We start from the raw sequence: 26576 nt of genomic DNA, 5'->3' as shown, positions 1-26576 counted from the left end.
TCTAGATGATCCATATGAGGAGGCTGCAGAATGAAGACCATCGCAATAGCTGGAACGTTTGATACGAAAGGTGAGGAGTATCTATACATCAAGAGGATTGCCGAAGAGCTTGGGCTGGGGACCCTGATGATCCATACGGGCGTGTTCGAGCCGGCCTTTGTTCCGGATGTGTCTAACCGGGAGATCGCGTACGCTGCTGGTAAGGACATAGAGGAGCTTGCAGCAAGGAAGGACCGGGCTTTGGCTACAGAGCTGCTATCCCAAGGATTGGAGAAGCTGATCCCCCAGTTGTACAAGCAGGGGAAATTCGACGGTATCATATCCTTTGGGGGTACCGGCGGAACCTCACTAGTCGCTCCGGCTATGCGAGCCCTGCCAATTGGCGTTCCGAAGGTATTGGTATCAACCGTTGCATCCGGAAATACAGCTCCATACGTAGGCACAAGCGATATTATCATGATTCCCTCTGTGGTGGATGTCGCAGGCTTGAATTCGATTTCCACGGCAATATTCACAAACGCATTATTTGCGATGGCGGGAATGCTCAAATTTGAGCATACGCATACACCGGAGAAGAAACCGCTAGTGGCAGCCACGATGTTCGGAGTAACAACGCCCTGTGTGACAGCGGCAAGAAAATACCTGGAGGAACGGGGCTACGAGGTGCTTGTGTTCCACGCCACAGGTATCGGGGGACAATCAATGGAGGCGCTCATCGAGGCGGGTTTCATTGAAGGGGTACTCGACTTGACGACAACCGAGTGGGCGGATGAGATCATCGGCGGTGTCTTGAATGCGGGGCCGCACCGGTTGGAGGCTGCAGGACGCAAGCGCATTCCACAGGTCGTTTCGGTAGGCGCTTTGGATATGTGCAATTTTGGACCGGCAGATACCGTGCCGGAGAAATTCAAGGATCATACCTTTTACCAGCATAATCCGACCGTTACCCTGATGAGAACGACAGTGGCGGAGAATGAACAGATCGGAAGGAAGCTGGCAGAGAAGCTGAACATGGCCGAAGAGAGCACCGTGCTGATACTGCCGCTTAGGGGCATTTCCGCAATTGATGTGGAGGGGCAGCCCTTCTACGGACCGGAGGAGGACCGGATGTTATTCCATACCCTGCGCCAGCATGTTGACCGCACAAGGGTTGAAGTCATTGAGATGGATTGCGCCATCAACGATCCGGCCTTTGCAAAGGCTGCAGCACTCAAGCTGATCGAACTCATGCATACATCAATTCCTGAATAACTATTAGGAGGATATACGAATGAACAAGCTAAGCAGAACAGAAATTATGGCAAAATTCAAGAAAGAGGTGGAGTTGGGCAAGATTCTCCTCGGTGTCGGGGCCGGCACAGGGATTACGGCCAAGAGCAGTGAAGCAGGCGGAGCGGATATGCTGATTATATATAATTCCGGCCGTTACAGAATGGCAGGCCGCGGTTCACTCGCAGGTTTGCTGTCCTATGGAGATGCCAATCAGATCGTTGTTGATATGGGCGCTGAGGTGCTGCCCGTTGTCAAGCATACACCTGTTCTGGCAGGGGTATGCGGCACCGATCCGTTCAGGGTCATGGAGGTATATCTGAAGCAATTGAAGGAGCAGGGCTTCAGCGGTGTTCAGAACTTCCCTACAGTAGGCTTGATTGATGGGGTATTTAGACAAAATCTGGAAGAAACCGGTATGGGGTACGACCTGGAAGTTGAAATGATCCGTATTGCCCATGAGCTGGATTTACTGACTACCCCGTATGTCTTCGATCCTGTACAGGCCAAAGCTATGGCGGAGGCGGGAGCTGACATTCTGGTTGCCCATATGGGCTTGACGACCAAAGGCACGATCGGTGCCAAAACAGCATTGACCCTGGACGACTGTGTAGAACGAATTGAGGCTATTATTAAAGCAGGCCGGGCGGTGAATCCGGACATCATGATTATTTGCCACGGCGGACCGATTGCAGAGCCGGAGGATGCCGCTTATGTCATTCAGAGAACGAAGGGCATCGATGGGTTCTTCGGCGCGTCGAGCATTGAGCGCTTTGCGGCAGAGAAGGGCATTACCCAGCAGACCGAGTCCTTCAAGTCAATTCGGCAATAACTACGGATACCAGTCGTTGCAGAAGAGAGGCTGTCTCGTAGCGCGGCGGTAAATACCGTTTATAGATCGCCTTCAACTGCCGGACGGAAAGTCCTGCAACAAGCAAGTAGACAAACGTATCTTAATTCATCACTTTCTTGGCGATTCAAGGAAGCAAGTGGAAAAACAGCAACTAATATTGATGACTTCCACTACTTTGGGTGAAACGGAATGATTTAAGTGCTGTTTTTCCACCTCTTGATTAAGCAGGGGTCATTCGCTCATCAGCAAGTGTAGAAAATCCAATTATTTCTGCTCTCTATATCATCCGGCATACCCAAAGGGTAGATCCACACACATGAAAAACAGGGGGCTGTCCCCAAAAAGTCATTTCATGACTCAGGACAGGCCCTTTTTTTGACTCAAACCCGGAGCCGATGCTCCTATATTTACCTTACCCTATACACGCAGTTTCTTCCTCCGGCCGAATGTACTCTTCCCGTTCAATATCAACCTTATCATCTTCAGTTCATACTCCGTTCATATTGCCGTCATGAAGAGGACATGTTGCTTGACTATACTTCAGGTATGTCGTCAATGCGGCTATACAGATACAAGGACAGGAGAAGATGAACGTGGCAGACACAGTAGCAACGCCAACACCAAAAAGCGGGATCAAGAGCCGTAAGAAACGGAAATTATGGCTAAAAATAATTGGAGGTTTTATCGGGGCGCTCGTGCTGTTCTTGGGCATTACATTTGTTGCGAATGCGATCATTAACGGGTCCGAGAAGAAGAAAATCGAATCGTACGGCCAGTTCGTCAATGTAGACGGAAAAAATATGAATGTGCTGATTCAAGGCAGCGGTGAGCAGACGATCGTTCTCCTTCCGGGGCAAGGCACCCCGTCGCCTGTGCTTGATTTCAAGCTGGTGATTGATGAATTGGCCCCCGATTACAAAATAGTGGCGATCGAGCCTTTCGGCTATGGCCTCAGCGATGAGACGGATAAAGAAAGAACTACCGAGAACATTATCAGTGAAATTCATGAGGCTGTGCAGCAATTGGGTCTTAAGCGTTACATTCTGATGGGACACTCCATCACGGGGCTGTACGGGGTGTCGTATGTAAAAGCCTATCCGGATGAAGTTCAGGCTTTTGTCGGTATCGACAGCAGTGTTCCCAATCAGCCGGGCATGGATGTTAAATTACCTTTGAAAGCCATGCAGTTCGCGCAAGATTCAGGTCTGATGCGGTTGCTCAAACAATTCGGCGGAGATTTGTATAAATCCCTTGATTACGATGAGCATACCAAAGAACAGATGCGCTTGATTTCCAACCAGGTTGCGAATAATCCAACACTGATGAATGAGCTCAGTCACCTCGGTTCTAATTTCAAAAATGGTGAACAGCTCACCTACCCTAGTGACTTGCCGATATTGCTCTTTGTTCAATCCAATAACAAGGACCATGAACAGTGGATTCCGCTGCATGAGGAGCAAGTCAAACTATCGGCACAGGGCAAAATGATTCCGATGGATGGCTCACATTACCTGCATCATACGAAATACAAAGAAATCTCCGAGGAATTCAAGGAGTACATGAAGCAAATTCAATTGAAGTAAGCCGAATAGGATGACTCCTGATGAAACTGCAGTGCCGATCTGGTGCTGCAGTTTTTTGCCTGCGAGTAACCATTGAATAAGCTGTAGGATTCTACTCCTATAGAAAATTTAGCATTCCTATTTCTTTGCGAAACTCTTTATGGATCCGGGTCTAGTCCGTATAATTAGGAAGGGAAAGGAGAACCCTGCCTGGAATGAGCATGAGTGTACTTTATGGATCAATAGGGGGTTAATTAGATTGATGAGACATGAAACAAGCGCAAAACCGCCAAGCCTGCTCCATAACCGGTTCCTGCAGACGATTCTTTTATCAAGCGTGCTGCTGCAGATTGGCATCTGGGTGCGTAATTTTGCTATTCTTCTCTATGTTGCGGACAGAACCAACAATGATCCCTACGCTATTTCCCTGATCAGCGTAGCTGAATTCGCGCCAATTTTTGTGTTTTCATTCATCGGAGGTACCTTTGCCGACCGCTGGCGGCCGAAGCGGACCATGATCTGGTGTGATTCACTGTCTGCAGTATCGGTGTTCGCCGTTCTGATGAGCATTCACTTCGGTTCTTGGGAATCCGTCTACCTGGTCGCTTTCATCTCGGCCATTCTGTCCCAGTTCTCCCAGCCTTCCAGCATGCGGTTGTTCAAGTATCATGTGCCGGAAGAACAGCTGCAGCAGGGCATGGCGCTCTTCCAATCGCTGATGGCCATCTTCATGGTGCTTGGGCCGATGCTGGGCACTTTCGTGTACAGCACATTCGGTCTTGAGACCTCGATCGCTGTAATGGGCGTGGTCTTTCTGCTGTCTGCACTCGTCCTTGTTCGTCTGCCTGAGGACCAAATGGCAGCCGGGACAGTCGCGGCCAAAGGCCAATTCCGCAAAGACTTCATCGAGGGCTTCCGGTATGTCTGGCAGAGCCAGGTACTGCGGATGCTCGGACTCGCGTTTATTCTGGCTGGACTTTCGGTTGGAGTAGCCCAAGCGCTCAATCTGTTTATCGTAACAGAGCGGCTGGGCCGAAATGAGGAGTTCCTCCAGTACATGCTGATGGTGAATGGAGCCGCCATGCTGATCGGGGGAGGCATAGTAGCCGTCTTCGCCAAAAAGGTTCCGCCTCAGCTTCTCTTGGCGATAGGCATGCTGACAGGCGCCATTTGTACCACGATTGTCGGGTTCTCGACAAGTATTCCGCTCACGCTGACCATCCAGTTTCTAAATGGGCTTGTTTTCCCTTGCATCCATATCGGAATCAGTACAATGATTCTGAAGTGGTCACATACCTCCATTGTCGGCCGGGTCAACGGAGTGCTGAATCCGATGTTTGTCGGGATGATGGTTGTGTCCATGTCCTTCGCGGGTGCGCTTAAGAATTCCTTTTCACTCAGCACGATCTTTAGCGGAGCAGGTGTATTATTTCTCCTCGGCGCACTGGTGATGCTGCCGATCATGAATCAAAAAGCGCCGGATCTTGCTCCTGCTGCACAAGAAGCATAGCCTCATCATGGTAATTGGATCAGCCTGGCGTCAGTCGTACACTTATTTCTATATTACGTGTTGCCCGACTGGCTGGTTTTACCTGAAAGGAACAGTTCTTCAAGTCACTTCAGTGACTAGAAGAACTGTTCCTTTTTTTAATGGGGCTAACTAAGGCCATTAGTTGAAGAAAGGGAATTCAGCAATTATTTAACACCGGCTTTCAGTTTATTACTCAGTATGGATCAACTTTATATTAGGATTAATCATTGGATTGATGGAAGCGCTGCTATATACTTTCATTGTAAAATCAATGTCAGTATATTAAGGGGCTGCAGCAGTGAGAGAACTTAAGGGCAAGAACGTCGTTCTTCATGATAATGATCTGAAACGCAGGGAAGAAGCAAACCGGCGGTATTTAATGAAACTGACGAATGATAATCTCCTGTTTAACTATAAAGTCGAAGCAGGCAGATATGATGGCAGAGATATTCCAGAGGATGCACATGGTGGATGGGAGACGCCCGTCTGTCAGATCCGGGGGCATTTCCTTGGACATTGGCTGTCTGCCGCAGCTATGCGGTTTCATGAGACCGGTGATCTTGAACTCAAACTCAAAGCGGATCTCATCCTGGACGAGCTGGCCGAATGCCAGAAGGACAACGGTGGACAATGGGCAGCGCCTATTCCGGAGAAATATTTACATTGGGTTGCTCAAGGCAAAGCGATATGGGCTCCGCAGTATAATATCCATAAATTATTCATGGGACTTGTGGATATGTACCAGTTCACCGGCAGTCAGAAGGCGCTTGAGATAGCCGATCGCTTCGCGGACTGGTTCTTGGAGTGGAGCAGTACCTTCACCAGAGAGAAATTCGATGATATTCTCGACATGGAGACAGGCGGAATGCTTGAAGCCTGGGCGGACCTGCTTCATATTACAGGAAATGATAAATACAAGACCTTGCTGGAGCGTTATTACCGCAGCAGACTGTTCCGCCCGTTACTGGAGAACAAGGACCCGTTGACCAACATGCATGCCAACACTACCATTCCTGAGGTACTCGGCTGTGCCAGAGCTTACGAGGTTACCGGCGAGCAGAGATGGATGGACATTGTCACGGCCTACTGGAAATGTGCGGTCTCAGAGCGGGGAACGCTGGCAACTGGCGGGAATACGGCAGGTGAAGTGTGGATGCCTAAGATGAAGATCAAGGCCCGCCTCGGGGATAAGAATCAGGAACACTGCACAGTGTATAACATGATTCGTCTGGCTGAGTTTCTGTTCCGGCATACTTCCCATCCGGCCTATGCGCAGTATATCGAATACAATATGTATAACGGAATTATGGCTCAAGCCTATTACCAGGAATATCATCTGACCGGCAATAAGCATAATAATCCCGGATCAGGACTACTCACTTATTTCCTGCCGATGAAGGCAGGCCTGCGGAAGGATTGGAGTTCGGAGACCGATAGCTTCTTCTGCTGTCACGGAACGATGGTACAAGCCAATGCAGCATTGAACAGAGGGATTTATTATCAGGATCAGAACGATGTCTATGTATGCCAGTATTTCCGTTCTGAGCTGACCACGGTGCTGGGCGGAGAGAGCGTCCGGATTCAGCAATCGCAGGATTACATGAGCGGAAGCATGCTGGACTCCTCGAACACCGCAGGACAACAGGAATTGAATGAGATTACTGCACTTCACGAGAACCTGCCTGATTATAAAAAATATGATTTCGTAGTCCATACCGCCTCTGCCCAAGCATTTGCCATCCATTTACGCATACCTGACTGGATCATGTCGGAAGCCGTTATCTATGTGAACGATCAGCTTCACGGGAAATCTGCGGATCACAATGCCTTCTATAGTATCATGCGGAATTGGAAGGACGGCGACCGGATCAGCATCATTCTGCCGGTCGGCATCCGCTTCATTCCTCTGCCGGACGATGAACAGACCGGAGCCTTCCGGTTTGGTCCTGAAGTGCTGGCCGGAATCTGCGAGAACGAACGGATTCTGTTCACACCGTCAGAGGATGTGTCCTCTGAAATCATCATGGAGAATGAACGGGAGTGGGGCAGCTGGCGTTATTTCTTCAAGACTGCTAACCAGGACCCGGGAATTCAGCTGAGAAGAATCCGGGATATAGGTTATGAACCGTATCAGGTGTACTTTACGGTAAAAAAAGTTAATACGCCTATTTCTTAAAGATTCAGCGTAATAATAAATTTGGCACCTCCGCCAGGGGGTATCGCTGACGGTCAATGCTGCTCTATGCAGCTTCACAATCTCAAAGGCAATACCCACAGTCCGAGTCCGAAGTGCACCATTGCATAGAAAGGAACAGCAAAAAGAGCCTGTTATACTCGTACATTTACGAGTACAAAAGTGTAAGCAACGACGCCAAGCTTTTTTCGATATAAAGGGAATTAAACTAAATAGAAATCGCTCACTTTGGTAAAATGGAGGCACCACCAAACCATTTCCAAAGGAGCGATTTCTTTGTATATGCCTTCGTCAACCGGCTGGACAACTGATAAGTTATCGGTGAACCAGGGGTCTGCTCTGCAGGTAGAGGTCCAGATCCGGGCTGGCCCCCTTTAGTATCATGTCCGACACAATTTTGGCCAGAACACCGTTATATACCGTTCCGTTATCCCCATAAGCCATAAGGATATAACAATGAGGATAGCCATCATACCGGCCGATGACAGGCAGACCATCATGTGTTCCTCCGTAAAAAGCTCCGAAATAGTATTCCGGCTGAGCCGGTATATCCGGGAAGAGCGCGTTAAAGGCTTCAAGAAGTTTGTCTCTGCTTGCCGGGATTCTAGAATCCCTTGTCTCGGCGAAAGTAGTATCTTTATCCATTCCTCCAATAATGATCCGGTTATCCGGGGTAGTTCGCATATATACATATGGGCGTGCGGTCTCCCATATTAATGTTCTTTTAGGCCAGCTTGAAAGATCGGCGACCGGCTTGGTAATGACAGCATAGGAACTAGCCAGTGTAGCATTTTTTTCAGTTTTGAAGTCGCTGTCTTCATAACCGGCTGCAATAATAACATGTCTGGCCCGGATCTCGCGGTGTTCTTTGGTATAAAACAAGGCATAATCCTGTTCGAAACGTCTTCCTGTTATTTCCGTATCCTCATAGATCATTCCTCCCTGAGACCTGGCCTTCTCAAGAAGCCCATATACAAATTTGAGCGGGTTCATCTCAGCATCCTCATAGTAGTACAGCGCCGCTTCCTTCTGAAAAGGATACAGGCCGGATATATGCTGCGCATCCAATAGATCCACTTTGAACCCGTGCTTCTGCAGGAGTGCATGTTCTTCGGCCAAAGCAGAGACATCTTCCTTATAGCTTGCATAATACAGGCTGTCCCGTCTGATGAAATCCGGATCAATGGGTAACTGCCGGCTTACTTGCTCTATGTCATTAATCGACTGCTCACATAGTTTAAGATGACGCGCAGCGGCTTCTTCGCCAAAGGAATGACTCAGCGATACAAAGCTTTTCTCTCCGGCGTATTGAATCAAAGCTGTATTGGCGCTGGTGCTGCCTTCCCCAGCTTTTCTTTTGTCCACAACAACGACGCTCATCCCCTGCTCGCTAAGGATACTTGCACATTGGGCGCCCGAGCTGCCCGCACCAATAATCAGCACATCACAAGCGATATCCTCTTCCAGCTTAGGGTAAGAAGGAGGATTAACCAGCGTTGTGGGCCAGTACAATTTACCACTCTGCAGATCCATATCAGTCGCTCTCCCTTATTCATATTTCGACGCTTAGTATGGTCACATTACTGCTGTCTGATTCACGTCCTGAGGTACCCTTGAACTGATTGACGATCTTGTTAAACAAGTAGAAGCCTCTCACCAACCTCAATGTCCGTTAGGGGCTGGCATTGACCGTGGACCGGAACGTTATGCCGCCTACAATCAGGCGAATTTGAGCAAGGCCAAGGAATTGCTGGCGTACGACCAGTACGTGAAGCAGGCAGAGCAGACCTTCGACACCGCGAAGCAGGTTGAGTTGTATGCCAAAGCGGAGCAATTGCTTATGAACCAAGCAGTCATGCTGCCGCTCCATAATTATGTGGACGATATTATACGCAATCCCCGATTTGTTCGCAGCTCTACACAGGAAACTTTGCTTGATAAAAGTCAAGACGGAGTAGTACAATGTCAGCAACGATTTTGACCTAGAGGAGTGAAATCATGTCATTCTCCATTACAGAAGCATCGGATAGGCTCGGGTGTCCAGCGCATACGATCCGTTATTATGAGAACGAAGGATTGCTGCCGCATATCACGCGGGACGAGCATGGCAACAGGATATTCGAACAAGAGGATTTGGATTGAGAATGAAATTCGGTGGATTCAAGCAATCCGGGATTGGCAGGGAATTCGGCGTATATGGCCTGCAAGAGTATGTAGAACCCAAAACCATTTTGGGTCACGATACGATACAATAACTGAGAATATCACCGATGACCAGCGAATCCAGCCCATGTCGCCGCTAGTGCATTTACGCAAGCATATGGGGTTGAATCAATAAACTACGGAATAGGAGAGAATTCAATGATTGATTTAGTACAACTTCAAAAAATAGTGTATCAGAATAAGATCGAGAAGGGGTTTAATGTTACAGATATTTATCAAGAATTTTGTCTGATCCAAGGGGAACTATCTGAAGCCTGCGAAGCTTACCGAAAAAAGAAAGACGACCTCGGTGAAGAATTGGCGGACGTTGCCATTTACCTAATTGGACTCTCTGAGATTCTGGGGATTAACTTGGAAGAAGAGATTATGAAAAAGATCGAAAAAAATGAAAAAAGGATCTATGAGAATAGAGATGGAGTGCTTGTAAAAGTGAAGGAATAATCTCAAGCCAGAAGGAGTGCATTCATGAAGTATTGCTTAAGGCCCGCGATCTTTCGCGGGCCTTTTAGTTAGGGATAAAATGGCTAACTATCTTCTCAACCTGTTAAATTTGATATCTATGAAGGTTATTATTCAAGAAGCCTGGGGAGAAAACTATTGGAGAAGCTTTAGATTTCAGGAGGATTTATAGCGCTTTCAACAGATAGAGGATGCGTAAACCTTCCCCATATCCTTCGGGATGAAAAGGAAAGGATTTTCGTTGTTTAAATGGTGAATATCAACAATTAAGATTCTTATCTGAATTCAAGGCCTGTACATATGGGGAGAGGAATTATCCTCAGATGTGGAAGGATAAATAATAAGTGTAAAGTATTGACATAGGAAAAATATGGAGCTAATATGATGTTGTGAGTATACATATGTTCAAGTATTCATATGAACATGTGAATTTAGGAGGGGTGAATATACAGCTTGAGCTTAAAATTATCAATTTCAAACATCGTCCGCTAAGGTCGGAAATGAAATCGATCATGAGAACTAAATCAGAAATATCAGGCGCCCATTACTTTGGGAGTCTGCTGGATCATGGAATGGATTTGCTGCAGATCTGGACAATGAAGGAGGCCTATGCGAAATATTTGCTTAGAGGAGTAGACATAGACTTTACACAAATACATATTCATCCGTTTGATGATTTGTTATTTATGGCTGAGCACCGGGACTATCATACTTTAACGATTCAATCGTGGCTTACGGATGAGCTGGCGATAGCTGTTTCGGTGGAAATGATCCAAGAATGTTTCTCAAAAATTAATTTAAAAGAGGATGTTGCGGAACATGAACATTATGATGACCGAGGTTCAGAAAGCTTATTTATTAGGCAGAAACGAGACCTTTCGCGGTAAGACGGGCACTCATATCTATCTTGAATTGGAGTTTACCGGAGACATGCGCCGACTAAACGAAGCTTTTAATGAACTGATCATTAACCAGCCGATGCTTAGAGCTTCGGTTCTCGACCTGCAGTCTTTTCAGATCAATCCCCCCTTTCACTATGATATTCCTGTTGAGCACGCAGCCGGCTGCAGCCAGGAATATAAGAAACGATTTATTGAACAGAATAGAAGTGAATTATCTCACAAACTTTACAGCTCCGCGAGCTTCCCGTTTTTCACCATTAAATGTATGGAGTCAGGGTTGAACCAATATTATCTCTTCTTTAGTCTTGATCTGTTAATAGCGGACGGGCTCAGTGTGTTTCAGCTGTTTGACCAGTGGAGGTGCTTGTATGAGGACTCTAACTACAGTCTGGAGGATATGTCGGATCGTTTGATCTTCATCAATCAGAGCTATCATGAGGAGAAGGCCTCTGTTAGATACAACAAAGGCAAAGAATACTGGTTAAGGGAAATGAATGTGCTCCCGGAAGCACCTGAGCTTCATCTGAACTCCGAACAGCTTCTGGAAAGCGACTTCCAAAGGCTGGAATACAGCTTCTCCGAGAATGAATATTTATGTATGAACGCCATTGCAGGTAAGCTGGGGTTGTCTCTGAACACGGTTTTTCTGGCACTCTACGCCTCTGTACTGCAGCGATGGTCAGCGAACAAGGAATTCACCCTGAATATGACCACTTTCAAAAGACCCCGTAAAGAACAATATTTAAGCGTCATTGGTGATTTCACCAGCACCAGCCTGATCAAAACCAACATAGACCCCAAAGTTTCCCTGCAGGCTAATGTGCAAAAATTACAGCGGACTATCAATGAATCCTTCAGATATTCGTCGTTTGAAGGCGTTGAGGTCTTAAGAGAGTTAGCCAAGAAAAGCAATCGTTCCAGCCAAATGCCGTATGTGTTTACCTCTATGCTCTTCGACTTTCCGAACTTTGATTCCTTATTCAAGCTTCATTACTGGATATCGGAGACGCCTCAGGTGTATCTGGATTGCCAGCTAAAGCTGATCAATGGTGAATTGAATGTCAGTTGGGATTATTTAAGTCGAATTTTCGAGCCTTCACTTATCGCTGCGATGTTCACAGGTTTTATTCATTCTCTGCGCGCATTACAGAGTGAGGAAGATGGCGTGCTCGTAGCTTTGGAGCAACAGCGGGATGAAAAAACAGAAAAAAGGTATAGGCAGTTTAACCAAAAAGCAATAAGGCCACTGAAGCACAGGCGGATTGTGGAAGCCTTTGAAGAGACCTTGAAGCGTCAGCCTTACCGTGCAGCCTTTGCCGATCTGCACCGGACGCTGACGTTTGAAGAGCTGGATAGGAACAGTGAGATCATAGTCAACAGGATAATGAAGCTTAAAGCTGCACAACGGCTATCCAAGATCCGTGTTGCTATTCTTACGTCAAAAGGGGTTCCTGCCATGGCTGAAATGCTGGCAGTAATCAAATCCGGAGATTCATTCTGCTTTGTAAATCCGGAACTTCCAGAAGAGAGGATTAACTATATAACGAGCTCTATCCATAATGAGCTGCAGATAAGGGACGGTGAAGTCATCTATGTTCCGGCAGCAGTTACCGAAGAAGTTGCCGAAGACGAACTCTATGTAATTTTCACCTCGGGAACGACAGGCAAGCCAAAAGGAATAAGCATCAATGAAAAGGCAGCGCTTAATACCATCTATGATTTGCATGAACGCTTAGAGGTTGAGGCAGCAGATGTGATATTTAATATTTCCGAGCTCTCTTTTGATTTATCTGTATTTGATATTTTATCCCCACTAATGACAGGCTGCAAAACCATTTTGTGCAAGGGAATTCATGAGTTTAAGGAACATAGAGTTTACATGCCCGAGGTAACGCTATGGAACTCAACGCCGGGGCTTGTGCAGATGCTCATTCAAACGCTGGACAGCAGGGTTCATCAGATGCGTTGTATATTGATGAGCGGAGATTTCATTCCGGTGCAGATTGTCAAAGATATACAGGGTGCCTTTAAACGAAAGGATTTACAGATTCTTAGTTTGGGGGGAGCGACAGAAGCATCGATCTGGTCCATCTATTATCCGCTTACGACTGGTATCGACAAACCGAAAATCCCTTATGGATATCCTTTGGCAAATCAAAGCATATACGTTCTGGATAAGCAAAACCGGTTAGCAGATGACTTCACCTATGGTGAGATCTGTATCGGCGGTGAAGGGTTGGCGAACGGTTATTTGGATCCGGAGAAGACCGAAGAGGCCTTCTTCATGCATCCAAGCCTAGGCAGGCTTTATAGAACGGGCGACAAAGGGTTTATGTCCGGTGATGATTACATTGAAATCGTTGGCCGAATACAATTTGAATTGAAGATTAACGGGTACCGGATCGATTTGATTGAAATCGCGAATGCCGTTAATCAGCTGAGCGAAGTGCATCAATCCAAAGTATTTGTCAAAACGAATAAAAACAAAAGTTCGCTGATCGCTGTATATACCACTCATGGTGGTGAAGCATTGACTGCTACTGCAATGCGGGATAGGCTGCATCGGCTGTTACCGGATTATATGATTCCAACCACCTTTATTAAGGTCGAGAGTATCCCTTTAAATGTAAACGGCAAGGTTGACACGAAACAGCTTGAGAACTGGTTCGGGAATATTCAGGACATACCGCTCCATTCGGGTGAACAACATTTGCTGGAGTTATGGAGAAGTATTATCGGTCCGGAGGCTGAGGAACTGAATCATGTATATGAGAATTTTTTTGACGCTGGAGGGGATTCCATCAAGTTGCCGGAACTGCTACATGAAATTCAGCGCATCTATCAAGTAAAGCTTTCTGTGGAAGATTTACTCAATCATTTCTCATTAAGCGAGATGGCAAAAATGCTAGGTGAACGCAGGGGAACGATGGGTCAACCAGAACGGCTGCTTCACAGGCAGCTGGTGCCGTTGACTAAAGGCAGAACAGACAAGAATGTGGTGCTGATTCATGCGGGAAGCGGCGAGGTGGCGATATACAACCAGCTCTCGCTGAGATTGAATCCGGATTACAACGTGTATGCAATAAAATTCGAGAAAAATTACCGGGATGTTGCTCCAAGAATGGTCCGTCTGGATGAATTGGCACAGCAATATGATGAAGTGATACATTCCTTGGGCTCTGTCGATTATTTGGGTGGATGGTGCATAGGAGGAGCTATCGCGTTCGAAATGGCTAAGAGAAACACAGACATTCGGAATCTGCTCTTAATTAACTCAATGCCGCCTGTTAACGAGGAAGTAGACACCTTTCATTTCTCACTTGAAGCGGAACAGCTTTTTGTGGAACGGTCTATGGGCTTGAGGCTTCCAGAAGGTATTGGGAGTACATCTGAGCTATGGAATGAGGTCATTTCACTGCTGGAGGAACGCCCTGAGCTTATGCCTCGGCTGATCTCAATCGTCCCGCCGGAATTAGCCCGGTTGATTCCTTTCTTTGGCAGCAACAAGCCAAGAGAATTGATTTATTATATAAATCTATTCAGAAGCTTTGAGGATACCAGATTTCGTTACAGCAATGAACAGCAGATAACTATTCCCATGCTATATGTGGGCGCTTTGGATGAGGCGGTAGCGAGTTATCAGGATTGGTCCAATCACAGTACGGGCATTTGGAAGGAAGAGCATGTTGAGGGGGATCACACGACAATTTTCGATGCTGACCATGTGGAGGAGCTTGCGGCGGTGATCAATAGAATGCTGGTACCCGCCCCCGCAAGTGTATCTTAATAAATGTAGAGGGTGATTATCATTCCATATATTCAATTTCAACATGTATCCAAGACGTATCAATCGGGTGAGGTCATAGTCAAAGCGGTAGACGATGTGAATTTATCTATTCACAGACAAGAGTTTACAGTGATATTAGGACCGAGCGGGGCAGGGAAAACAACGATTCTTAATCTGCTCGGCGGCATGGATCTCTGCTCAGGCGGTAATATCATCATAGACGGCACAAGTATTTCTTCATACAACCGTCGCGAGTTAACTGATTACAGACGGAATCAGGTTGGTTTTGTCTTTCAGTTTTATAATTTGGTGCCGAATTTAACCGCTCTTGAAAATGTGTCTTTAGCTTCCCAGGTATGCTTAAATCCGCTGGACCCCAGAGAAGTTCTGACCAAGGTTGGCCTTGGTCACCGCATGAACAATTTTCCGAGCCAGCTCTCCGGAGGTGAACAACAGCGGGTAGCCATCGCCAGAGCACTGGCCAAAAATCCGAAATTAATTCTGTGCGATGAGCCTACCGGAGCGCTTGATTCCGTGACAGGCAAGCAAGTCATGCAGGTATTATGGGAGGTGTCTACTCAACTGGGACAGACGCTAATTATTGTGACCCATAATGCTGAAATTGCCAAAGCGGCGCAAAAAACGATTCATATGCATAATGGAGCAATAAAAGAGACAGTTACTGAGTCCCGGCCGCTTGGCCTGGAGGAACTGGTATGGTGAAATCCAGTTTAAATAAGAAGCTGATTCGGGATGTTCAGGGCGCTAAGATTCAATTCCTGTCCATCATTATTATGTTAACACTCGGCGTCGCAGTATTTATTGGACTTGACAGTACATGGAGAAGTTTGGAAGAATACACGGCAACAATTTCAGCAGATAATAACCTTTCGGATATACAAATATTTTCCAGTATCATTAGTGAAGAAGATGTTAATAAGGTTCGGCTAATTGATGGGGTAGAGAATGCCGAAAGAAGGCTGAACCTTCAGGTGAATGTTGCCAATCTCCCTGAGGCCAAGCTGGAGCTGAACGGAATGGAATCAGGTGAGATCAGCACGTTCACAGTTCAAGAAGGTGCAGGTGAGTTGCAGGAAGGTGAGGCGCTGCTGGACTTCAGTTTTGCCAAGGCTAATCATATTGCCATAGGAGATCCCATTACCCTGCAGCTGCAAGACCGGGAAGCAAGCTTCCGAATTGCCGGTCTCTGCACAAGTGCCGCGTATATCTATACAACCTCTGACGCGACAGCGGTTATTCCCGACCATAAGCAATATGGATTTATTGCCGTAAGGCCACAGGACACCGTGCAGATTACCGGGCAATCCCAGCTGTACAATGAACTGCTCATTACTACAGCGAGCGGCACCGACGATGAACAGTTGAAGAATGAGATTAGCGGCATGCTCGATAACAAGCTAGTTGGCAGTGTGACCAGACTTGAAACCAGAAATGATATGTCCATCAAGCAAAAGGTTGCCCAATACCAATCCATCGGAAATCTTTTTCCATTTGTATTCTTCGCCGTAGTCATATTAATGACCTTCACCACGATGATCCGTCTGATGAACAATCAAAGACAGCAAATCGGGTTGCTGAAAGCGATGGGTTATACAAGAACACAAATTGCTGTCCATTATATTTCATACGGAATATGGATTAGTATCATAGGCTCAGTCCTTGGAATAATTATCGGATGGAAGGTGATTCCTGGTAGGGTATGGGATTTCTTTGAGGAGCTGTTTGTCCTTCCAGACGCGCATATCATTCTCTATTGGCCGAAAGTGGTTGCGATTATTGTGCTGGCGGTTAGCAGTACAGTGCTGGCTACCTTGTACGTCTGTTTACAAACAGAGAAAGAGCAGCCCGCGGCCCTATTGAGACCCAAGCTGGCCCAGAATGGAAGCCATATTGCTGTGGAACGGTTCAAATCATGGTGGGGCGGGTTAAGCGCTTCGTATAGGTTGATTCTAAGACAAATGTTCCGCAATAAGATCCGCTTGTTCATGACCATCATAGGGGTTTTAGGCTGTACGGCGCTTCTGTTAACCGCATTGGGCATGAGGGATACGATCAAAAATGTTGCTGCTTCTGTATATGGAAAAACCTATCTGTATGAAACTAAGCATTATCTTAAAGACGGGATCTCAGAGGAAGTCCTGCAATCACTCCAGGAGCAGAAACAGACAGAGCCTATTCTTGAAACAGTGCTTGTCTTGTCCTCGGACAGTAAGAAGAAGATGGGAACGATCCATGTTCTGGAGGATCATTCTCAATTCATCCATTTCTTTGATTCAACTGCGCGCAGGCTGGACCTGACAGCTGACGGTGCGTTAATTACACAAAAAACCGCGGACATTTATCATCTCAAGGTCGGTGACAAGATTCATGTGCGGATCGCTCCTGAACAATCCGTCTATTTTGAAGTGGCAGATATTGCGAAGGTTAATATCGGTCAAGGCGTTTATGTAAGCCGGGAGGCGTGGCAAGCCAAAGGGTTATCATTTAGACCGACAGCGATATTAAGCGGATCGGGTTCTGCCCCATTGCCGGAAGGAATCGTATCCAGAACTGTAGCAACGGACGATCAATCGAGGGATTTTATGACCAGTATGAACAGCACATTATCGTTGTCTGTCATGATGATCGCTGCGGCGGCAGTATTGGCCTTTATCGTTTTATATAATCTGGGAATGCTTAATTTTGCGGAACGCGAGCGTGATTTGGCCACATTGCTGGTGCTCGGCTTTCACCCGAAGGAATTAAGGGGTTTTGTGGTGATGGAGAATAGTATCTTTTCACTTATCGGCATTGTAATTGGCATTCCAGCGGGATTTGAACTTCATCGGATGATTTTTGCAAAAGCGGGTATGGGGGATGAACTGGATTTCAGTGCGGTCATTCTGAATAACAGTATTTTTCTATCCATCCTGTTTACTGTAGTCATTGCGGTTGCTGTTAATATGATTGTACTCTCCCGAGTTCAAAAGATTCATATGGTAGGGGCGTTAAAAAGTGTGGAATAGCAGGGGGAGCGGCGAACTCTTCAACTGAAGAGAGGTTAGGATAACAGCCTTTTTTTCTCCTGTGCTATTTCCCACGTTAATTAGACACTTGGAATAAACCTAACGGTATTAGGAACGAGTAACTTGGAGGATATGTGTTTCGCAGAGAACCCGAATATAAAGGAGGCCACTGAAAAAGTCCATTAAGATCTTTAAGAGACATTCTACACAAAGGATGTCTCTTTTTTCGATATACTGAAAGGATCACATTCAAAGGCTGGTGGTCTTCATGCTTCATGAGCAGCAAAGCTTTATCTTGAGCCCGTATATCGAGCTGTACAATATACTCATTCCAAAAGATAACTTGCTGCAACGCATGGACGAGTTGGTGGACTTTAGCTTTGTTTATGAGGAACCGAACGAAAGGTATTGTCATGTCGGTGGACAAGAACATAGTCCTATTTGAACCCGCGCCCAGCGCGGGTTTTCTGTTGAATTTGTGGTCATTAAGCAGTAGCTCTGATTGTAGCAAGGTAGCGCGAGGAATATTCACTGTGTAGTTAGAAAAACATGATTGACTGGCTTAGCTATCGAGAGATCATCTTCATAACTTCTTCATAAGCTGCAAATTGGTTCTTCATAACTACAGTATATAGTGTAACTATAAGGAGGAGATACAAATGAAAAAACTTTGGATTGGATTATCGGCATTGGTACTTGTTATGGGGATTGGAACCGCTGGCGCTTACGCAGCAGCAAACAATGATTATAACGACAGCGGCTTTTTTGAGAAAATGCTGCCTTTCGCAAAAGAAATGCACCCCAACCTGTCAGAGGAACAAATCAAGAAAATGCATGAAAATCGCAGTACTTCAAGCGGGACGGGAATGTCAGGAATGATGCAAAATTCTCAATATAGCAGGGGTATGATGAACTTCTAATCCGATCATGATAAGATAAGACCTCATTGATATGAGGTCTGTCTCATTTTAACAACAAAGTAGGTGATGAAGTTCGTGAAAATTTTAGTGGTGGATGATGAAGAAAATATTTTGCAGGTTATTAAGGCTTATTTGGAAAAGAATAAATATATTGTGTACGAAGCTGATACAGGAAGAGGCGCGATTCATCTTTTTGAAACCTTAAAGCCCGATCTGATCGTGCTGGATTTGATGCTTCCAGACATGACTGGAGAGGAAGTATGCAGAATGGTACGCAAATCATCGAACGTCCCGATCCTCATGTTGACTGCAAAAAGCAGTGAGGATGATATGGTGAATGGGCTCATGATTGGAGCCGATGATTATATTACTAAACCATTCAGCCCAAGAGAGCTGCTCGCTCGGGTGATTAGTCTATTAAGAAGAACCATTCAGCCTCAATTGGGGAATATGTCACTGCTGTCTTATGCCCAAGGCGATTTAACTATGGATTTGGAACGTTATGAGGTGAGAATTCACGAGGAGCCAGTATCTTTTACCCTTATGGAGTTCAAGTTACTTGAAATTTTAGCGAAGCATCCGAAGAGAGTGTTCTCACGCCTTGAACTTGTTAACCTTACTCAGGGTGATACCTATGAAGGATTCGAGCGGACCATCGATGTTCATATTAAGAATATTAGACAAAAAATTGGCGATGATCCTAAACACCCTGTTTTTATTGGCACTGTATTTGGAGTGGGGTATAAATTCTTGGTGAGTCAAGATGTCTAATAGAGGCGGATTGAGCAGAAAGCTTCTTATTTCCCATGTCGGTGTGGCCCTTGCTGCGCTTCTATCTATTGTCTTACTTGTGAACTTGGTAATGAATATCTCGTTTAACCAATATCAGAAGAACCAGCAGCAGACAGAAATACAAAGTTTACTGGACGATTTAGAAGACGCTTATAATGTGTCTACCGGCCACTGGAATACAAACGTTTGGATGACCATTTCGCACCAAGCAATGATTAGTGATTATATGGTTCGTGTTTATGATCAAGACCGTCGCCTGATTTGGGATACTAGTCAAATGGGCAGGCAGATACAAGTGAATTTCCAGTCTGCACAAGACACCATTATAAAAACAATCGTAAAAGGAAATCAGCAAGTAGGAACATTGGAATTTCTACCAGTAAAAGAAACGTCGCAAAGTCTGAATCAGCAATTTCTGAGAATGTTTTATACCTTATTATGGGCTGCAATGATACTCGTAATTGTCGGGACGTATCTGTTCAGCCGGTATATGGCCAAGAGCATTAGCCAACCTCTCCTAGAGATTAAAGAGATCGCTTCGAAAATGAGGGAGGGGGATCTCAGCTCCCGGGTTGAAATGTTAAATCAGAATACAGAAATTGATGACGTGGGACGTACACTCAATCATTTGGCTGATGGATTGGAGAAGCAAGAACAATTAAGGAAATCACTGACCGCTGATGTGGCACATGAGCTGCGAACACCCTTAACTACAATTCAAAGCCATTTGGAAGCCTTTCAGGATGGCATTTGGGAACCGACGCCGGATAAACTACAAGTGTGCCATGATCAAGTCCTGCGACTTGTCAGGCTCATCAGTGATTTGGAAAATCTGGCTGCTGTAGAGAATCCAATGGTTCAGCTTATGACGGAGATCGTCTCACTTAACGAAATCGTTGGTGATTCTTTAAATTCGGTATCCAGCCAGTTTGGGCACGAAAGACTTTCATATGACCTGATAAATAAAAGTGACGTTTGGATCAGTGGGGACCGTTCGCGCCTCCTTCAGGTTTTTGTGAATCTGATAAGCAATGCTTTCAAATACACGAGTTCTGGAAGTGTTCATATTGAAGTGTTAAAAGAGAAAGCAGAAGGCGTCGTTATCGTTTCCGATACCGGAATGGGAATATCTAAAGATGAACTCCCCTATATCTTTGAACGTTTTTACCGCGGAGAGAAATCAAGGAACCGGAAAACTGGCGGAGCCGGAATAGGACTTGCGGTTGTTAAAGCCATAGTTGATGCTCATGCCGGTTCTATTCATGTTGAAAGTGAGATAGAAAAAGGAACTACCGTTCGTGTTCGTCTTCCATTAATTCGATAATTCATGAAAGGATGAGAGAAAATGATGATGGGTTATGGCTCTGGATTCGGAATATTTGGATTAGTCGTCAATTTCTTGCTGATCGTAGGTGTAATCTATTTGGTGTTAAAATGGGTTAGGGGAGATGGGAACTCACGATTTATTGACAATACTCCAGGAAGAATCTTGGATGAACGCTTTGCAAGAGGTGAAATCACGGAGGAAGAATATTACCGGATGAAGAGCATTTTGCGGGATTGAGAGGATCACAAAGAAAGAATCTGCCACAGAAGTAGCAGATTCTTTTTTTTGTGAATAATTCTTTTTAAGTCGCCTGCTAGGACTTACTTATGCTCGCATCATTGATATTTCCTTTGCGGAGGTAAGCCTCGATAGTACCGTCAACAAGCTTCGTCTCAACTGAACAAGACTGTTGCGGGACAAATATGGGTCCCGTTCAAACATCACAATATGTGCTTCTTCATCCAATCTGCGCAAACGAGCTGCCGCTGAAGCGCCTCCTGTTACTCCACCTACGATCAATACTTTTTTATTCATATGTATTCTCCCCCTAAACATAATCTAACCGGATGGGCTAGAGCCTTTAATAATTCAGCTGCCTGAGCATAGCTTTCAAATTGTTTGTCCATTGACTGAGAAATTACCTCGATTCATCAAAACGTTATATCACTAACACTATTGACAAACGGGTTCAACACAATTATGATTTGTTCATGCATATACCCATACGGGTATACGTATTAAATAATATCATCCAGATCAATTACTTCAAGGAGGTTCTGAAATTGCCAATGATTAAAGCAGATCAATCACTGGATTGCAAAGGACTGGCATGCCCGATGCCGATCGTGAAAACCAAGAAAGCGATGGACCAGCTTGAAGCGGGTCAGGTCATCGAAGTTCAAGCCACCGATAAGGGTTCTCTCGCCGATATTAAGGGATGGGCAAAGAATACCGGACATCAATATTTGGGAACCATTGAAGAGGATAACGTGCTCAAGCACTATCTTCGCAAAGCCAGCCCGGATGAGATTAAGGAGCAAAAAAAATATATGCAAGTTATCTCTAATGAAGAGCTTGAGAAAAAACTGGCGAGTGGTGAGAAAGTGATAGTTCTCGATGTTCGTGAACCTGCTGAATATGCATTTGATCGAGTTCCAGGCGCATTTTCCATTCCTCTCGGTGAACTGGAGAATCGTTTGAATGAACTCAGACGAGAAGATAGTATCTATGTTATTTGCCGGACTGGAGCACGTAGTGATCTGGCATGTCAACTGCTAGCTGCGAACGACTTCAGTAATGTATACAATGTTGAATCTGGCATGTCCGAATGGACAGGACCAACAGAAAAAAACTAAAACAATACTAAACATTAAATGGAGGTTTTAACTTAATGAGTACAAAGGTAGCAATTATCGCAAGTAACGGTGGTTTGTTCGATGCCTATAAAGTGTTCAATATTGCAACAGCTTCTGCGGCAACCGATGCCGAAGTAGCAATCTTCTTCACCTTCGAGGGTTTGAATTTGATTCACAAACAGGCTCATCACCAGCTGCCATTGCCGGCAGGACGGGAGCATTTTGCCGAAGGATTTAAAAATGCCAACGTCCCATCCATTCCTGAACTGGTTGAAATGGCACAGGAGATGGGCGTCAAAATCATTGCCTGCCAGATGACTATGGATGTAATGAATTTACAGAAAGAAGATTTTATCGAAGGAATCGAAGTCGGAGGCGCAGTGACATTCCTGGATTTCGCGAAGGATGCCAATGTCTCATTAACATTCTAATCAAAGGAGGAACCGATACATGGAAGCTACACAAGCATTAAGTGTAATGACAGCCAGGGAACTTACAAGATTGGTTCTGGCCAAGGAAGAACTGTTTATTCTGGACGTTCGTAATGAGAGCGATTTTAATGACTGGAAAATTGAAGGGGAAATGATTGATGTCATCAATATCCCATATTTCGAACTGCTGGACGGTGTGGATCCTGCACTTGATCAAATTCCAAATGGTAAAAAGATCCTTGTCGTATGTGCCAAGGAGGGTTCATCTAAATTCGTGGCTGAGCAGATTGTCCAGGCGGGAAGAGGTAATGTGCACTATCTTGAAGGCGGAATGAAATCATGGAGTGAGCATCTGGAGCCTGTCAAGATCAGTGATTTGAAGGGTGGGGGGGCGCTCTACCAATTTGTTCGAATTGGTAAAGGATGCTTGTCTTATATGATTGTTTCAAGCGGTGAAGCGGCCGTAGTGGATACACTCCGGATGACAGAAGTCTTCGAAGAATTTGCGAAAAGCCAAGGTGCGACGATCAAGCATACCTTAGATACCCACCTTCATGCCGATCATATCTCAGGCGGCCGGAAATTGGCGGAACAGACCGGAGGCACCTATTGGTTGCCACCCAAGGATGCTGAAGAAGTGACTTTTTCGTATGAGAAATTGGAAGAAGGACAGGATATTATTGTTGGAAATACAATGATTCGGATTGAGCCGGTCTATTCACCGGGTCACACCATCGGCAGCACCTCATTTATCGTAGACGAAAAATTCCTGTTGACCGGTGACATCTTGTTCATCGAATCGATCGGACGTCCTGATTTGGCCGGCAAAGCTGAAGACTGGGTCGGCGACCTTCGTGAAACGCTCTATAAGCGTTACAGAGAACTATCGCAGGACTTAATCGTTCTTCCTGCACATTTCGGAAAAGTATCCGAACTTGGGCATGGAGGAAAAGTAATGGCGAAATTGTCGGAACTCTTTGGTAAGAATCCAGGTCTGAATATTCAAGATGAAGAGGCATTCCGGAGCACTGTAACGGAAAACCTTCCACCTCAACCGAATGCCTACCAAGAAATCCGTCAAACGAACATGGGTAAAATGACACCAAGTGAAGAAGAGCAGCAAGAGATGGAAATTGGTCCAAACCGCTGTGCCGTTCACGATAAATAAAAGGAGGATTTAATAACATGCAAGTAGATCTTGTGGTCGATACAAAAGGATTAGCTTGTCCAATGCCGATCGTAAAAGCAAAAAAAGCTTTGGACAGTCTTACAACTAGTCAAATCATGGAAGTACAATCAACGGACAAAGGTTCTATCAATGACTTTCAGGCATGGGTCAAACAAACCAAACACGAGCTTATTAAATATGAAGAAGAAAATGGTATCTATAAGTTCTTTGTAAAGAAGATTTAGAAAATAAGCGAACACGCACGAGCGTGTTCGCTTATTTCAAGCCGTCATAGACAAATCTTACACCAAGAGAGCCATAGCTCTCCTCCTTATAATGACCTTTGGGACATATCTTGGTACAGCAGGCAGCATTACTATGGGCATTCAATTTATCGCTGCATACTGGACACTTATCTTCAAAAAGAGATTTCAACACGCTAAACATGTTTAATCACTCATTTCGCATTAAGTTACTTGGTAATATTATACCCGCCTATTTCTGATTCGTATACAATTTTATTTTTTCTTCTTTACCATATACAGGGGGGTGAAATCCGATGGACATACTGCTTTTTATCGTAATGGTATCGCTCGGTCTGGTCGGTTCTTTCTTTTCGGGATTGCTTGGGATTGGTGGAGCGATTATTAATTATCCGCTGCTCTTATATGTACCCTCCTTGCTTGGGGTAGCTCATTTCTCCGCCCATGAAGTGTCGTCGATAAGCATGTTCCAAGTTTTTTTCGCTTCGCTTGCAGGAGTTATTGCTTTTCGCCGAAAAAAAAACAATGGGGGGGTTGTTCATAAGGGTCTAGTAGCATATATGGGGAGCAGCATTCTTGTGGGCAGCCTGGCTGGAGGATATATCTCGGGGCTGCTAAATGGAGATGTGATCAACTTGATCTACGGAATCCTTGCAGTTTTAGCGGTTATACTCATGCTTATCCCGAGAAAAGGAAGCGAAGAACAGTCGGAACATTTAACATTCAATAAACTCATTGCAATAAGCGCCGCTATATTGGTAGGTATCGTTTCAGGAATCGTAGGAGCAGGCGGTGCATTTATTCTTATTCCTATTATGCTTACTATTCTCAAAATCCCCACTCGTACAACCATTGCCACCTCGCTTGCTATCGTCTTTATATCAGCAATCGGTGGTTTAATCGGTAAATTCTCGGCAGGGGGTATTCCTCTGGAACCTACAATCTATACCATAATCGGGAGTCTACTCGGAGCACCGCTTGGATCCAGGATTAGCTCCAAAATGAATGTTAATGTGTTGCGGTATGGATTAGTCGTCTTAATTGCCCTCACGGCAGTAAAGGTATGGTCTTCCATTCTATAATCATGCCTTATAAATCATAAAAAGATTTGTACTAACGATTATTCATGTTATAATACCCATAGGGGTATGAGTATTAAGTAAAATGAAATAAGAAGAAAGGTGATGATTAATGATGGATTACAATTATTCGGATGAAATGAAAACACGCTTACGCAGAATCGAGGGGCAAGTTCGAGGTGTGCTGCGAATGATGGAAGAAGGGCAGTCGTGCAAAGAAGTTGTGGCTCAATTGTCTGCCGTACGCAATGCATCCGATAAAGCCATTGCCCAAATCGTCGCAGAGAATCTGCATCAATGTATTTTAGCTGAACAAGTTGAGGGTAACCAAAATACCGAGAAACTAGTCAAGGAAGCCATCGCACTTCTAGTAAAAAGTCATTAACGGATAACTTTAAGAATAAAAAAATAAAGGAGAGATTAACATGGCTTTCAAAATTTCAAAAGAAATCGCACCCCAAAAGGTAGCAGCACAGCTCAAGAAAGGGGAGTCTCTTAATATGCTTGATGTACGCGAACCCGCACAAGAAACCATTGTCATCTGTCGAAGCGGAAGCCGGAGCGGTCTGGCTTGCGAACTGCTGACTGAAAAAGGATTTAATGTTGTGAACATGACCGGTGGGCTTAAGGCCTGGACGGATGAATTGGTTCGTAATTAACGCCTTACAAGTCGGTTATGCAGTAGCCGGGGCAATAACCAGCAGCTGCAACGCTATTGAAAGGACTGGATCAACATGATAATACTTTTGTACTTTTTGACTGGAGCAGTGGTTTTATGGGGCGCGCGCCAGTTGTGGCCCGTTCGCTCACTCTCCTATATGAATGCTCACGACTGGGTCCAAGAAAAGGATAACTTAAACTTGAAAATGCTCGATGTCAGGGATGCTTCGGATTATTTAGAAGGACATATTTCCGGCTCGATAAATATATCTTTGGGGCGTCTTCCTTATGTATGGCAACACGATCTATTTCCTGATGATAAGGTACTAATTCTGTCCAAGAATTGGTACCAAAGCAATAAAGCAGCAAGAATCCTCCGTAAGTATGGATTCCACAGTTTGTTCACAATGCAAGGTAACGTTTGGTCGGCACTATCATGTCACCATAAAATACCAGCAAAAGAAGGAGGGTATTGTGGACACAGGTTCAATCATTAACATTGCATGTACATTTTGTTATAATGCTCTGATTGAATGGAGTGGATTTCATATTAACTACTGTCCAGTACCCGTCGGTACTGGGCTTGTTTTATTTGGATGAGCTTAACGGATGGTTACCACATGTAAGCTGCTCGAAAGCGGGCGGTAATTGCATGCTGCGCATATATTGCTTGGATGGATGCCCTGATAGACTTGGTGTCAAAACATCCATCAGAGAAATTAGTACTTATGTACAAAATACGGGTTTTGTGAAGTAGTACCAAGTAAATAAATAA

General features: G+C 45.2%; 27 protein-coding genes. 25 read left to right on the top strand and 2 right to left on the bottom strand.

The window, feature by feature from the left end; translation table 11 throughout:
* Positions 1 to 30: 30 nt before the first annotated feature.
* The 5 genes from MKX70_RS21710 to MKX70_RS21690 all read left to right on the top strand — a co-directional run bounded on the left by MKX70_RS21710 (position 31) and on the right by MKX70_RS21690 (position 7391).
* Entirely contained in the window at positions 31 to 1251 is a 1221-nt protein-coding gene (locus MKX70_RS21710) for a Tm-1-like ATP-binding domain-containing protein (protein WP_042236594.1), read from the top strand.
* A gap of 46 nt (positions 1252 to 1297) precedes the next feature.
* Positions 1298 to 2101: a phosphoenolpyruvate hydrolase family protein gene (locus MKX70_RS21705; RefSeq protein WP_442950521.1), complete on the top strand. Its 804-nt coding sequence runs from the start codon at positions 1298 to 1300 to the stop codon at positions 2099 to 2101.
* 608 nt (positions 2102 to 2709) lie between these two features.
* On the top strand, positions 2710 to 3705 hold the full coding sequence (locus MKX70_RS21700; protein ID WP_042236598.1) for an alpha/beta hydrolase: 996 nt from the start codon (positions 2710 to 2712) through the stop codon (positions 3703 to 3705).
* A gap of 241 nt (positions 3706 to 3946) precedes the next feature.
* Entirely contained in the window at positions 3947 to 5194 is a 1248-nt protein-coding gene (locus MKX70_RS21695) for an MFS transporter (RefSeq protein ID WP_042236600.1), read from the top strand.
* 319 nt (positions 5195 to 5513) lie between these two features.
* Complete coding sequence (locus tag MKX70_RS21690; RefSeq protein WP_042236602.1) at positions 5514 to 7391, top strand: beta-L-arabinofuranosidase domain-containing protein; 1878 nt, start codon at positions 5514 to 5516, stop codon at positions 7389 to 7391.
* Between the two features lie 333 nt (positions 7392 to 7724).
* Here MKX70_RS21690 and MKX70_RS21685 read toward each other — a convergent pair whose 3' ends face one another.
* Positions 7725 to 8942 (bottom strand): NAD(P)/FAD-dependent oxidoreductase, encoded by a 1218-nt coding sequence (locus MKX70_RS21685; RefSeq protein ID WP_042236604.1) that lies wholly within the window; start codon positions 8940 to 8942, stop codon positions 7725 to 7727.
* Positions 8943 to 9138: 196 nt separating this feature from the next.
* Between MKX70_RS21685 and MKX70_RS21680 the strand changes: the two genes are divergently transcribed.
* The 12 genes from MKX70_RS21680 (at position 9139) to MKX70_RS21625 (ending at position 21082) form a co-directional block, all read left to right on the top strand.
* Complete coding sequence (locus MKX70_RS21680; RefSeq protein WP_042236606.1) at positions 9139 to 9390, top strand: hypothetical protein; 252 nt, start codon at positions 9139 to 9141, stop codon at positions 9388 to 9390.
* Positions 9391 to 9407: 17 nt separating this feature from the next.
* A complete protein-coding gene (locus MKX70_RS21675; protein ID WP_081956543.1) occupies positions 9408 to 9551 on the top strand; it encodes a MerR family DNA-binding transcriptional regulator in 144 nt (47 codons plus the stop codon).
* Positions 9485 to 9664, top strand: coding sequence for an aldehyde dehydrogenase family protein (locus tag MKX70_RS21670; protein WP_231637899.1), 180 nt, complete (start codon positions 9485 to 9487; stop codon positions 9662 to 9664). Before MKX70_RS21675 ends, MKX70_RS21670 begins: the two co-directional genes overlap by 67 nt.
* A gap of 106 nt (positions 9665 to 9770) precedes the next feature.
* Positions 9771 to 10073 carry a MazG-like family protein gene (locus MKX70_RS21665; protein ID WP_197072934.1) on the top strand — a complete coding sequence of 101 codons (303 nt, stop codon included), beginning with the start codon at positions 9771 to 9773 and terminating at the stop codon, positions 10071 to 10073.
* Between the two features lie 458 nt (positions 10074 to 10531).
* Positions 10532 to 10978 carry a 4'-phosphopantetheinyl transferase family protein gene (locus MKX70_RS21660; RefSeq protein ID WP_042236609.1) on the top strand — a complete coding sequence of 149 codons (447 nt, stop codon included), beginning with the start codon at positions 10532 to 10534 and terminating at the stop codon, positions 10976 to 10978.
* Positions 10899 to 14780 (top strand): AMP-binding protein, encoded by a 3882-nt coding sequence (locus MKX70_RS21655; protein WP_340840704.1) that lies wholly within the window; start codon positions 10899 to 10901, stop codon positions 14778 to 14780. The genes MKX70_RS21660 and MKX70_RS21655 overlap by 80 nt, the downstream gene beginning before the upstream one ends.
* A gap of 21 nt (positions 14781 to 14801) precedes the next feature.
* Positions 14802 to 15503 carry an ABC transporter ATP-binding protein gene (locus MKX70_RS21650; RefSeq protein WP_340790197.1) on the top strand — a complete coding sequence of 234 codons (702 nt, stop codon included), beginning with the start codon at positions 14802 to 14804 and terminating at the stop codon, positions 15501 to 15503.
* Entirely contained in the window at positions 15497 to 17806 is a 2310-nt protein-coding gene (locus tag MKX70_RS21645; protein ID WP_340840703.1) for an ABC transporter permease, read from the top strand. Before MKX70_RS21650 ends, MKX70_RS21645 begins: the two co-directional genes overlap by 7 nt.
* A gap of 659 nt (positions 17807 to 18465) precedes the next feature.
* On the top strand, positions 18466 to 18726 hold the full coding sequence (locus tag MKX70_RS21640; protein ID WP_340840702.1) for an FAD/FMN-containing dehydrogenase: 261 nt from the start codon (positions 18466 to 18468) through the stop codon (positions 18724 to 18726).
* Between the two features lie 66 nt (positions 18727 to 18792).
* Entirely contained in the window at positions 18793 to 19497 is a 705-nt protein-coding gene (locus MKX70_RS21635; protein ID WP_042236616.1) for a response regulator transcription factor, read from the top strand.
* Positions 19490 to 20842, top strand: coding sequence for a sensor histidine kinase (locus MKX70_RS21630; protein WP_340840700.1), 1353 nt, complete (start codon positions 19490 to 19492; stop codon positions 20840 to 20842). The genes MKX70_RS21635 and MKX70_RS21630 overlap by 8 nt, the downstream gene beginning before the upstream one ends.
* Before the next feature lie 21 nt (positions 20843 to 20863).
* Positions 20864 to 21082: an SHOCT domain-containing protein gene (locus MKX70_RS21625; RefSeq protein ID WP_052416427.1), complete on the top strand. Its 219-nt coding sequence runs from the start codon at positions 20864 to 20866 to the stop codon at positions 21080 to 21082.
* Between the two features lie 87 nt (positions 21083 to 21169).
* On the opposite strand, the gene MKX70_RS21620 is transcribed toward MKX70_RS21625, so the two are convergent.
* Positions 21170 to 21379, bottom strand: coding sequence for a hypothetical protein (locus tag MKX70_RS21620; protein WP_081956545.1), 210 nt, complete (start codon positions 21377 to 21379; stop codon positions 21170 to 21172).
* Positions 21380 to 21633: 254 nt separating this feature from the next.
* Between MKX70_RS21620 and MKX70_RS21615 the strand changes: the two genes are divergently transcribed.
* The 8 genes from MKX70_RS21615 (at position 21634) to MKX70_RS33465 (ending at position 26298) form a co-directional block, all read left to right on the top strand.
* Positions 21634 to 22200, top strand: coding sequence for a sulfurtransferase TusA family protein (locus MKX70_RS21615; RefSeq protein ID WP_042242596.1), 567 nt, complete (start codon positions 21634 to 21636; stop codon positions 22198 to 22200).
* 35 nt (positions 22201 to 22235) lie between these two features.
* Entirely contained in the window at positions 22236 to 22631 is a 396-nt protein-coding gene (locus tag MKX70_RS21610; RefSeq protein WP_042236621.1) for a DsrE/DsrF/DrsH-like family protein, read from the top strand.
* 19 nt (positions 22632 to 22650) lie between these two features.
* Entirely contained in the window at positions 22651 to 23799 is a 1149-nt protein-coding gene (locus MKX70_RS21605) for an MBL fold metallo-hydrolase (protein ID WP_340840699.1), read from the top strand.
* A 17-nt stretch (positions 23800 to 23816) separates the two neighbouring features.
* Positions 23817 to 24044 carry a sulfurtransferase TusA family protein gene (locus MKX70_RS21600; protein ID WP_042236625.1) on the top strand — a complete coding sequence of 76 codons (228 nt, stop codon included), beginning with the start codon at positions 23817 to 23819 and terminating at the stop codon, positions 24042 to 24044.
* Positions 24045 to 24358: 314 nt separating this feature from the next.
* The gene (locus MKX70_RS21595) at positions 24359 to 25144 is read left to right on the top strand and encodes a sulfite exporter TauE/SafE family protein (protein ID WP_340840698.1); all 786 of its coding nucleotides are present in this window, start codon (positions 24359 to 24361) and stop codon (positions 25142 to 25144) included.
* 112 nt (positions 25145 to 25256) lie between these two features.
* Entirely contained in the window at positions 25257 to 25526 is a 270-nt protein-coding gene (locus MKX70_RS21590; RefSeq protein ID WP_340841682.1) for a metal-sensitive transcriptional regulator, read from the top strand.
* Positions 25527 to 25566: 40 nt separating this feature from the next.
* Positions 25567 to 25800, top strand: a complete 234-nt coding sequence (locus MKX70_RS21585) for a rhodanese-like domain-containing protein (RefSeq protein WP_042236629.1) — start codon at positions 25567 to 25569, stop codon at positions 25798 to 25800.
* Positions 25801 to 25875: 75 nt separating this feature from the next.
* A complete protein-coding gene (locus MKX70_RS33465) occupies positions 25876 to 26298 on the top strand; it encodes a rhodanese-like domain-containing protein (protein WP_445323673.1) in 423 nt (140 codons plus the stop codon).
* The last annotated feature ends 278 nt before the right edge of the window (positions 26299 to 26576 follow it).

Source organism: Paenibacillus sp. FSL R7-0312 (assembly GCF_038004445.1).
GTDB lineage: Bacteria > Bacillota > Bacilli > Paenibacillales > Paenibacillaceae > Paenibacillus_AQ.
Note: the sequence above shows the minus strand (reverse complement) of the source record. Positions and strands in the feature narration are given on the sequence as shown.

Coding starts and splice junctions, on each gene's coding strand:
- MKX70_RS21685 (WP_042236604.1), bottom strand. CDS start 8,942: ATGGATCTGCAGAGTGGTAAATTGTACTGGCCCACAACGCTGGTTAAT.
- MKX70_RS21640 (WP_340840702.1), top strand. CDS start 18,466: ATGAAAAAACTTTGGATTGGATTATCGGCATTGGTACTTGTTATGGGG.
- MKX70_RS21615 (WP_042242596.1), top strand. CDS start 21,634: ATGATTAAAGCAGATCAATCACTGGATTGCAAAGGACTGGCATGCCCG.
- MKX70_RS21695 (WP_042236600.1), top strand. CDS start 3,947: ATGAGACATGAAACAAGCGCAAAACCGCCAAGCCTGCTCCATAACCGG.
- MKX70_RS21630 (WP_340840700.1), top strand. CDS start 19,490: ATGTCTAATAGAGGCGGATTGAGCAGAAAGCTTCTTATTTCCCATGTC.
- MKX70_RS21610 (WP_042236621.1), top strand. CDS start 22,236: ATGAGTACAAAGGTAGCAATTATCGCAAGTAACGGTGGTTTGTTCGAT.
- MKX70_RS21620 (WP_081956545.1), bottom strand. CDS start 21,379: ATGAATAAAAAAGTATTGATCGTAGGTGGAGTAACAGGAGGCGCTTCA.
- MKX70_RS21605 (WP_340840699.1), top strand. CDS start 22,651: ATGGAAGCTACACAAGCATTAAGTGTAATGACAGCCAGGGAACTTACA.
- MKX70_RS33465 (WP_445323673.1), top strand. CDS start 25,876: ATGATAATACTTTTGTACTTTTTGACTGGAGCAGTGGTTTTATGGGGC.
- MKX70_RS21590 (WP_340841682.1), top strand. CDS start 25,257: ATGGATTACAATTATTCGGATGAAATGAAAACACGCTTACGCAGAATC.
- MKX70_RS21655 (WP_340840704.1), top strand. CDS start 10,899: ATGTTGCGGAACATGAACATTATGATGACCGAGGTTCAGAAAGCTTAT.
- MKX70_RS21635 (WP_042236616.1), top strand. CDS start 18,793: ATGAAGTTCGTGAAAATTTTAGTGGTGGATGATGAAGAAAATATTTTG.
- MKX70_RS21665 (WP_197072934.1), top strand. CDS start 9,771: ATGATTGATTTAGTACAACTTCAAAAAATAGTGTATCAGAATAAGATC.
- MKX70_RS21585 (WP_042236629.1), top strand. CDS start 25,567: ATGGCTTTCAAAATTTCAAAAGAAATCGCACCCCAAAAGGTAGCAGCA.
- MKX70_RS21675 (WP_081956543.1), top strand. CDS start 9,408: ATGTCATTCTCCATTACAGAAGCATCGGATAGGCTCGGGTGTCCAGCG.
- MKX70_RS21700 (WP_042236598.1), top strand. CDS start 2,710: ATGAACGTGGCAGACACAGTAGCAACGCCAACACCAAAAAGCGGGATC.
- MKX70_RS21595 (WP_340840698.1), top strand. CDS start 24,359: ATGGACATACTGCTTTTTATCGTAATGGTATCGCTCGGTCTGGTCGGT.
- MKX70_RS21705 (WP_442950521.1), top strand. CDS start 1,298: ATGGCAAAATTCAAGAAAGAGGTGGAGTTGGGCAAGATTCTCCTCGGT.
- MKX70_RS21645 (WP_340840703.1), top strand. CDS start 15,497: ATGGTGAAATCCAGTTTAAATAAGAAGCTGATTCGGGATGTTCAGGGC.
- MKX70_RS21625 (WP_052416427.1), top strand. CDS start 20,864: ATGATGATGGGTTATGGCTCTGGATTCGGAATATTTGGATTAGTCGTC.
- MKX70_RS21600 (WP_042236625.1), top strand. CDS start 23,817: ATGCAAGTAGATCTTGTGGTCGATACAAAAGGATTAGCTTGTCCAATG.
- MKX70_RS21710 (WP_042236594.1), top strand. CDS start 31: ATGAAGACCATCGCAATAGCTGGAACGTTTGATACGAAAGGTGAGGAG.